The sequence below is a fragment of the Peribacillus sp. P4_D6 genome (assembly GCF_056401795.1).
Map to the genome: position 1 here is coordinate 1 of NZ_JBFUIQ010000149.1, position 8260 is coordinate 8260.

Consider the following 8260-nt stretch of genomic DNA (forward strand, 5'->3'; position numbering starts at 1 on the left):
TTGTTGATGCATATGAAGGCTGTATGCCGCAAACTCGCTTCGTGTTGAAAAAAGCATTGGAACAAAAGATCACGCCAATCGTTGTCGTGAACAAAATCGATAAAGATTCTGCACGTCCAAATGAAGTGGTCGATGAAGTAATTGACTTATTCATCGAACTAGGAGCTGAAGAAGAACAATTAGACTTCCCAGTTGTCTTCACTTCAGGTATCGCTGGTACTRCAAGCTTGGATTCAGATCCTGCTAAACAAGAAAAAGACATGACCCCACTTTTCGAAACAATCGTCGAAACGATTCCAGCACCAATTGATAACTCAGATGAACCGCTTCAATTCCAAGTGGCTTTACTTGACTATAATGATTATGTAGGACGTATCGGGGTTGGCCGTGTATTCCGCGGTAAAATGCATGTAGGTCAACAAGTTTCATTAATGAAACTTGATGGAAAGGTTAAACAATTCCGTGTAACGAAAATCTTTGGTTATATTGGCTTGAAGAAAGTTGAAATCCAAGAAGCCGTTGCCGGTGATTTAATTGCCGTTTCAGGTATGGAAGATATTAACGTAGGGGAAACGGTTTGTCCGACTGAACATCCTGATGCCCTTCCAATTCTACGTATCGATGAGCCAACATTACAAATGACTTTCCTTGTAAATAACAGCCCATTCGCAGGCCGTGAAGGTAAATTCGTCACAGCTCGTAAAATTGAAGAGCGTTTGAAAAACCAATTGCAGACTGATGTCAGCTTAAGAGTCGAAAATACTGATTCTCCGGATGTCTGGATTGTTTCAGGTCGTGGGGAGCTTCACCTTTCCATCCTGATCGAAAACATGAGACGTGAAGGTTATGAACTGCAAGTTTCTAAACCGGAAGTTATCGTTCGTTTGATTGATGGTGTCCGTTGTGAGCCGGTTGAACGTGTACAAATCGACGTACCTGAGGAGCACACTGGTTCGATCATGGAATCAATGGGAGCCCGTAAAGGTGAATTATTGGATATGATCAACAGCGGAAGCGGTCAAGTTCGTTTACTGTTCACGATCCCAGCTCGCGGACTTATTGGCTATTCAACTGAGTTCTTAACGATTACACGCGGATATGGTATCATGAACCATTCATTTGACAGCTATCAACCAATGGCACAAGGTCAAGTCGGCGGAAGACGCCAAGGTGTACTTGTATCCATGGAATCAGGAAAAACAACACAATACGGTATTATGCAAGTAGAAGACCGCGGTGTTATTTTCGTTGAGCCAGGTACGGATATTTATGAAGGCATGATCGTCGGGGAACATAACCGTGATAGCGATTTGACTGTTAATATCGTTAAAGCGAAACAAATGACAAATATGCGTTCAGCAAATAAAGACCAAACTTCTTCCATGAAAAAACCAAGAATCATGTCCCTTGAGGAAGCTCTGGAATATTTGAACGATGACGAGTACTGTGAAGTAACTCCGGATTCAATCCGCCTTCGTAAAAAAATTCTAGATAAAAACGAGCGTGAAAGAGCAGCTAAAAGAAAAAAAGTTGCTATTGAAGAAAAATAAATAGCAAGAGGAGGAGAAAAGAGTGGATATCCAAGAGCGATTATCATTTTTTGCAGCATTGTACAGAGTGGATGAAAATCCTGAAGCAGGAATGTGGTATTTATATTTGACGGTCTTTGGATTATGCATCCTTGTCTATCAGTTAGGTTTTGCCAAAAAGTTACCATTGCTAAAAAATGTGGTCATTTATGTGGTAATGGCACTTGGATGTACCCTTCTTTCTTTCTTTGCGGTGTTTCTCCCTATGGGGGAGGCATTAGTCATCGCTTCGCTTGTTCTGGGGATTTATAGGATCCGTCTTCATAATTCGAGAAAAGAAGAACAGGCTTAAGATGATGAAATCATTACAGGATGCTTTATACAATTGGTTGACGATCAAAGTTGTCTGTGATGCAAGGCCTGATGATTCAGCTGCACGCGATACAGAAATGTTTTTCATGCAGATGCTGAAAGACGATCATCAGGTGATAATCGATTCGGTTACAAAAACAGAACCTTTTTATTTCGTCGAGTACCTTTTGGGAGACGAAATGAAAAAGCAGCGTTATCCGATTGAATTGATTGATATCATGTTAGACCAAATTCAGTTAGAGCCAGAAAAGTATAAAAATATCGAGTAATGATAAAAAGAACCGTGCGATTTACGCACGGTTCTTTTTTATATTGCTTTAGGGAGGGAAAGTCCATAAAAAAGATGTAAGATTGTCCACAAAAAGAAAGCTGTCAAATCAGAAGGAAGGACAACTTCTGTTTTTGACAGCGCCGATAATGGGAAGTAAAGCATGATGGCGGGAATGATCGTGATAAAAGCAAGTGCGTATTTGTTCCATTTCCTGAAAACTTTCAAAGGATGTAGAATATAAACGTAACTATACGTAATTGCCAGTGAGAAAAGGAGGTGGAAAAAGAATAATGATTCCTCACTCCAGGAAACCGCTCCCATTAGGGGGAGGAAATCCACATTCAATAAAAGCTTATACACTTGTTTACCGGATAGCATTTCGACCCACTTCATTATCCATCCAAGCAGAAGTCCATTGATCAGGCCAATCAGAGTAACTTTATGAAATGTTCTACCACTCATCTTCATTTTTGATTGTCCGATAAAGACGGAAGTTACCGGTAGCAATCCGCTCGTTCGTACGCTCTTCTATGCGTTGGTTGCATGTATTGCACATATAGGTATGTATAGGACGGTTTCGAAGTTTCTTCGCTTCTGGGCTATCGTCAGGTATAGATTCAATTTGATCGCATATTACACATTTAACCTTCATATTAGTTGAACCTCACTTCAATTTGAATATGCTTTTAAGTATACCAATATTTTTATGGTAAAACGAGGATAAAGTGAAACTAACAGTTGAACGTTGATTGTTGGGTATGAAAAAGACCCGAAGATTCATTTCGGGTCGGGTAAATTCATTCTTTAAAGTGATTGGATTGATCATTTTGCTCTTTATCGAGTTCTTTTCTTTCCCTATCATCATCAAGTTTATTTTTTTCCTTTTCGATGTTCTTAGATGGTGTTGGGGTTAAAATATCACCAGGAACCTCCGGGATGAGTCGGCTTGTGATGTCAGCGAGTTCATTTAGGATCCCGGTTACCGGTTTGCCGTCTTTAATATCTTTGGCTACCTCCCTGATCCGCTCATTTAAATCCGGGTCAGCGACGATGATGGCATTAGCACCGTCAGGATCATGTTTTAAAGTTTCTCCGACTGAGTACTTTATCGTTCCAACCTGTGAACGCTCAATATCTTGGTCGATATCTATTCCGACGATGGCGTATTTGCCAAGTACGACTGCGGTGGCATCGTTCACCTCTGGAATGGACTTAGCCAAACTGGTAAGTCTTTCCGCAGTTTGCTGACCTGTATTCCTGTCTGCTTCCTTAATGGTCGTATTATTGACTTTCGTTATATTGTTTTGCGCATTATTTTCAGACACTTCATTTTTATTATCCGTTGCGCAACCTGACATCAACAGAACAGCAGCGAGCGACAATATGATTTTTTGCAATGTACAACCTCCTTAAATGTTCTTTGGTTCCAGCCTGGCCGCCACCGACCAAGTCTGTTGTCATTATTACATGCAGTGAAACAGGGTGTAATCAATGTTGGGGATGGCATTCTTTGCTGGAAGTTTTCTTTATAGTCTGTAAATGTTCTTCTATCTTTATGCAAAGGAACATATATTTTATCAACAGTCTCGTCCGCTACATAACTGCTGAGTGTAGTAAATGGTAAGACATATCCTATAGAGCAGGCAGGAGGCGTCATATTGGGGAAAAAAATCTATGTTTTAGATACGAATGTCCTGTTGCAGGATCCGTATTCGATTTATTCATTCGAAGATAATGAAGTTGTCATTCCAGCAGTCGTATTAGAAGAATTGGATTCAAAAAAAAGGTATATGGATGAAATCGGAAGGAATGCCAGGCAAGTATCGAAATTGATCGATAGTTTTCGTGAAAAAGGAAAGCTGCATCAGAGCATTCCGCTTCATAATGGAGGCAGCATAAGGATTGAACTCAACCACCGTTCATTTCACAAACTTCAGGAAATTTTTGTTGAGAAAACGAATGATAACAGGATATTGGCAGTCGCGAAAAATTTATCTTTGGAAGAAGAGACGAAGGAAGATGGAAAAACGGTCATTCTGGTTAGCAAAGATACTCTCGTCAGGGTTAAAGCTGACGCCATCGGTCTAGAGGCAGAGGATTTTTTAAATGATCGCGTTGTAGAACTGGATCATATATACGCTGGGCACAAAGAAGTGTATGTATCGATTGATAACCTGAATAAGTTTTATGAAAAAAGTTTTCTTTCACTGGAAGAACTGACAAAAGATGCATATTACCCAAATCAATTCCTGTTGATGAAGGACACGCTGGGCAGTTCAGCTTCGGCGATCGGGATAGTGGATGAGAACTGCAGGCTAGTCAAGAAACTGATGTATGAAGGGGAGCATATTTGGGGAATTAAACCGAGAAATGTCCAGCAGACCATGGCCCTTGATTTGTTGCTTCGTTCGGATATCCAGCTTGTGACGCTCATTGGTAAGGCGGGGACAGGCAAGACTTTATTGGCATTGGCAACAGGATTGATGCAAACTGAAGATCTGTCACAATATAAGAAACTTTTGGTTGCCAGGCCCATTGTTCCGGTCGGTAAAGATATTGGTTATCTGCCTGGGGAAAAAGAAGAAAAATTAAGACCATGGATGCAGCCTATTTTTGATAATCTCCAATTTCTGTTCAATACGAAAAAACCTGGGGAATTGGATGCGATTTTAGCAGGAATGAGTTCGATCGAAGTTGAAGCCCTCACCTATATCAGGGGAAGGAGCATACCGGATCAGTTCATTATCATCGATGAAGCGCAGAACTTAACGAAACATGAGGTCAAGACAATCTTGACGAGGGTCGGGGAACGGAGCAAAATTGTCTTGATGGGGGACCCGGAGCAAATAGATCATCCTTATTTAGACGAATATAATAATGGTTTGACCTATGTTGTGGAAAAATTCAAGACCGAGCGTATAGCCGGCCATGTTAAATTGATAAAAGGTGAAAGATCGGGATTKGCACAACTGGCAGCTACACTTTTATAATGCAATCGGCAAGGGGTTTCCCTTGCCGATTGCCAAAGTTTTGGCAAGGATGAACGAAGTCTTATTTAACGGTGAAAGACCGTACATTTTTTATCGGATCATTGATGTTGGAAGCGTCTCCGAAATAAATTTCCAGAGGGCCCCCTTCGGATATTTTAAGCGGCTTTCCATCTTTGGAAAAGCCCAGGAAAAATTCAAGTGCCGTTGCCAACGGGAATGTAAGTTCCTCATCATCGGTTGTAACTTTGACTTCGGTCACCACATTTTCAGGTTCGGCATTTTTTAAAAACGGTTCAAAAGGGATGCCGAAAGTCCCTTCCAGCAATCTTTGCTTCTCGAACTTTCGTTCCGTTTTTATTGTGGGTGGCATTATTGCGCCTTCCTGTATTTCTTTTTGCCAATGTTTGGAGGCGGCAATCGTATATTCTTCTAATTCATTGACTTGGACTCTTTCAGCGTGGAAATATGTATCGATTTCAACTTTACGGTCATCAAAAATCCATACTCCAGGATCTAGCGTAATTGGATATTTCACTTTTCCATTTATAAATACGATGGGTTCCAAATATCTCATTCCTTTCTGTTGCTCTTTAATGATTATAATCAATTATAATAGAAATGTCACATCTTCAAGATGGTGAACAAATTCCATGGCTGGGTATATCCATTTGAGAGGTGATCGTGATATCTCAATGGCAAATTGTTCGTCAATGTCCTTGCTTTTTCACAAAACTAAAGGTAGAATTTAGAGATAAGATTTAATCGCTCTGAGCGGGGGGATTTAACATGGCATCTGATATGCTTGTCAATCATCGAGAAAAAGCTTATGCTTTATTAAAAGCAGATGCTGACAAGATTCTAAAACTGATTAAAGTTCAAATGGAAAATCTCACTATGCCTCAATGTCCTTTATATGAAGAGGTACTTGATACGCAAATGTTCGGCCTATCACGAGAAATTGATTTTGCCGTACGCTTAGGTTTGGTAGAGGAGACCGAGGGTAAATCCCTTTTGGAAACCCTTGAACAGGAATTGTCAGTTTTGCATGAAGCATCGTTAAAAAAATAATAGATAAAACATACTAACTCAAACAAATCTCGATGATTGTTTGAGTTTTTTATTTATATACACAATTAATGAATAATGTTATACTATATTTAATAGTGACATACTAATTAGTTCGCGAAGTTCAATTTGAGTTATCTTATTCTTTTGAATTCTTTCTAAGTTCAATGGTCATCTTCCGATTTTAAAATATTCCCTGTGGGATTTTCCGGTCATATGGCTTTGATTAATAATGGATCGATAGTAGGGGATTCAGATCTAATTCCCTGTTTTTTTATACGAATATATGTAATTTTTTATTTTTTTATTGTATTCAGTTAATTTTAGTATTATTGTTATATTAATTGAATGTTAAATCAAATTGATAATATATTATTATAGCTAAATTTTAATTTGTTAATGATATATGGCTCTTTTTTTGTCTTTATCGGATGTGAAAAACGAAAATATAAAATATATCGAAATAATTACATCAGCGATAAAATGAGCCTAAACAGATTGGACTCCTTATTTGGGAAATCAATTCATGAATAAAAAGTGGTGGAAATCTTTCACGCTTTTTTTCTATATATTCAATAAAAATACATATTGATTAGGGTGGTAGCAATGGGGAAACGTATAGAAAAAGTACTTGCGGCAAATCGCGGGGAAATAGCGATAAGGATTTTTCGGGCTTGTACGGAATTAGACATTCACACAGTTGCAATCTATTCAAAGGAAGATTATGGTTCTTATCACAGATATAAAGCGGATGAGGCATATTTGGTCGGGGAAGGCAAAAAGCCGATTGATGCATACCTGGATATTGAAGGCATAATTGCGATTGCCAAAATGAGTGGCGTCGATGCGATTCATCCCGGTTATGGTTTCCTTTCAGAAAATATTGAATTTGCGAAACGTTGTGAGGAAGAGGGCATAATCTTCATCGGACCAGAATCAAGACACCTAGATATGTTTGGTGACAAAGTAAAAGCCAGAACACAAGCTGAACTGGCGGATATTCCGGTTATCCCTGGTAGCGATGGACCGGTGACCAGTGTTGAAGAAGTCAAGGAATTTGGTGAACAATACGGTTTTCCAATTATTATAAAAGCCTCATTAGGCGGCGGCGGACGCGGAATGCGAATTGTCGGAAAAATCGAAGAAGTTGAAGAGGCTTATGATCGCGCAAAATCAGAAGCTAAAGCAGCTTTTGGTAATGATGAAGTCTATGTAGAGAGATTCATACAAAATCCGAAGCATATCGAAGTTCAGATTTTGGCTGATACTCATGGGAATATCGTCCATTTATATGAGCGTGACTGTTCCGTTCAGAGACGGCATCAAAAAGTTGTGGAAGTGGCACCTTCCGTTTCCCTTTCCGAAGATTTAAGGGAAAGGATTTGTGAAGCAGCCGTCAAGTTGGCTAAAAATATTGATTATGTAAACGCTGGTACGGTCGAGTTCCTTGTCGCAAATGGCGAATTTTACTTTATAGAAGTCAATCCACGGGTGCAGGTTGAGCATACGATCACTGAAATGATTACGGGCATTGATATCGTTCAATCTCAAATCATGGTGGCTGAAGGGCATGAACTCCATGGCAAAAAGATCGGGATTCCCGAACAAGCAGGTATTAAAACTCATGGGTATGCGATTCAATCGAGGGTGACGACCGAGGATCCATTGAATAATTTCATGCCTGATACCGGGAAAATGATGGTGTACCGTTCCGGTGGGGGATTCGGTGTCCGCCTGGACGCAGGGAATGGGTTCCAAGGTGCGGTCATCACACCATATTATGATTCCCTTCTCGTTAAACTTTCTACTCATGCGCTTTCATTTGAGCAGGCAGCTTCCAAAATGGTTCGTAACCTTAAGGAATTCAGGATTCGTGGTATTAAAACAAATATCCCCTTCCTTGAAAATGTTGTAAAACATGAAAAATTCATAAATGGGGAATATGATACATCATTCATTGATTCAACACCGGAATTATTTAGCTTCCCAATTAGAAAAGACCGTGGGACAAAAATGCTTTCATATATCGGAAA

At 39.7% G+C, this 8260-nt stretch carries 10 protein-coding genes; 6 read left to right on the forward strand and 4 right to left on the reverse strand.

The features are described 5' to 3' along the window. The 3 genes from AC1DVB_RS23495 to AC1DVB_RS23505 all read left to right on the forward strand — a co-directional run. Positions 1-1550: GTP-binding protein TypA/BipA (locus AC1DVB_RS23495; protein WP_477591189.1), on the forward strand; the 1550-nt coding region annotated here is incomplete at its 5' end. 22 nt (positions 1551-1572) lie between these two features. After that, positions 1573-1881, forward strand: coding sequence for a YlaH-like family protein (locus AC1DVB_RS23500; RefSeq protein ID WP_034314008.1), 309 nt, complete (start codon positions 1573-1575; stop codon positions 1879-1881). A 4-nt stretch (positions 1882-1885) separates the two neighbouring features. Continuing rightward, positions 1886-2170, forward strand: a complete 285-nt coding sequence (locus tag AC1DVB_RS23505; protein ID WP_034315418.1) for a hypothetical protein — start codon at positions 1886-1888, stop codon at positions 2168-2170. Between the two features lie 38 nt (positions 2171-2208). Here AC1DVB_RS23505 and AC1DVB_RS23510 read toward each other — a convergent pair whose 3' ends face one another. The 3 genes from AC1DVB_RS23510 to AC1DVB_RS23520 form a co-directional block, all read right to left on the reverse strand. Then, positions 2209-2640, reverse strand: coding sequence for a hypothetical protein (locus AC1DVB_RS23510; protein WP_057278466.1), 432 nt, complete (start codon positions 2638-2640; stop codon positions 2209-2211). Next, positions 2624-2824, reverse strand: coding sequence for a YlaI family protein (locus tag AC1DVB_RS23515; RefSeq protein WP_072272690.1), 201 nt, complete (start codon positions 2822-2824; stop codon positions 2624-2626). Before AC1DVB_RS23515 ends, AC1DVB_RS23510 begins: the two co-directional genes overlap by 17 nt. Positions 2825-2969: 145 nt before the next feature. After that, positions 2970-3569 carry a YhcN/YlaJ family sporulation lipoprotein gene (locus AC1DVB_RS23520; RefSeq protein ID WP_477591191.1) on the reverse strand — a complete coding sequence of 200 codons (600 nt, stop codon included), beginning with the start codon at positions 3567-3569 and terminating at the stop codon, positions 2970-2972. A 261-nt stretch (positions 3570-3830) separates the two neighbouring features. Here AC1DVB_RS23520 and AC1DVB_RS23525 point away from each other — a divergent pair, with 261 nt between their 5' ends. After that, entirely contained in the window at positions 3831-5162 is a 1332-nt protein-coding gene (locus AC1DVB_RS23525; RefSeq protein ID WP_477591193.1) for a PhoH family protein, read from the forward strand. Positions 5163-5223: 61 nt separating this feature from the next. Here the strand turns inward: AC1DVB_RS23525 and AC1DVB_RS23530 are convergent, their stop codons facing one another. Then, a complete protein-coding gene (locus AC1DVB_RS23530) occupies positions 5224-5727 on the reverse strand; it encodes a peptidyl-prolyl cis-trans isomerase (RefSeq protein ID WP_477591195.1) in 504 nt (167 codons plus the stop codon). 221 nt (positions 5728-5948) lie between these two features. Here AC1DVB_RS23530 and AC1DVB_RS23535 point away from each other — a divergent pair, with 221 nt between their 5' ends. Beyond that, entirely contained in the window at positions 5949-6230 is a 282-nt protein-coding gene (locus AC1DVB_RS23535; RefSeq protein ID WP_034313996.1) for an Fpa/YlaN family protein, read from the forward strand. Positions 6231-6833: 603 nt separating this feature from the next. Continuing rightward, positions 6834-8260, forward strand: a 1427-nt coding sequence (locus tag AC1DVB_RS23540) for an ATP-binding protein (RefSeq protein ID WP_477591197.1), incomplete at its 3' end; no start/stop codon positions are given.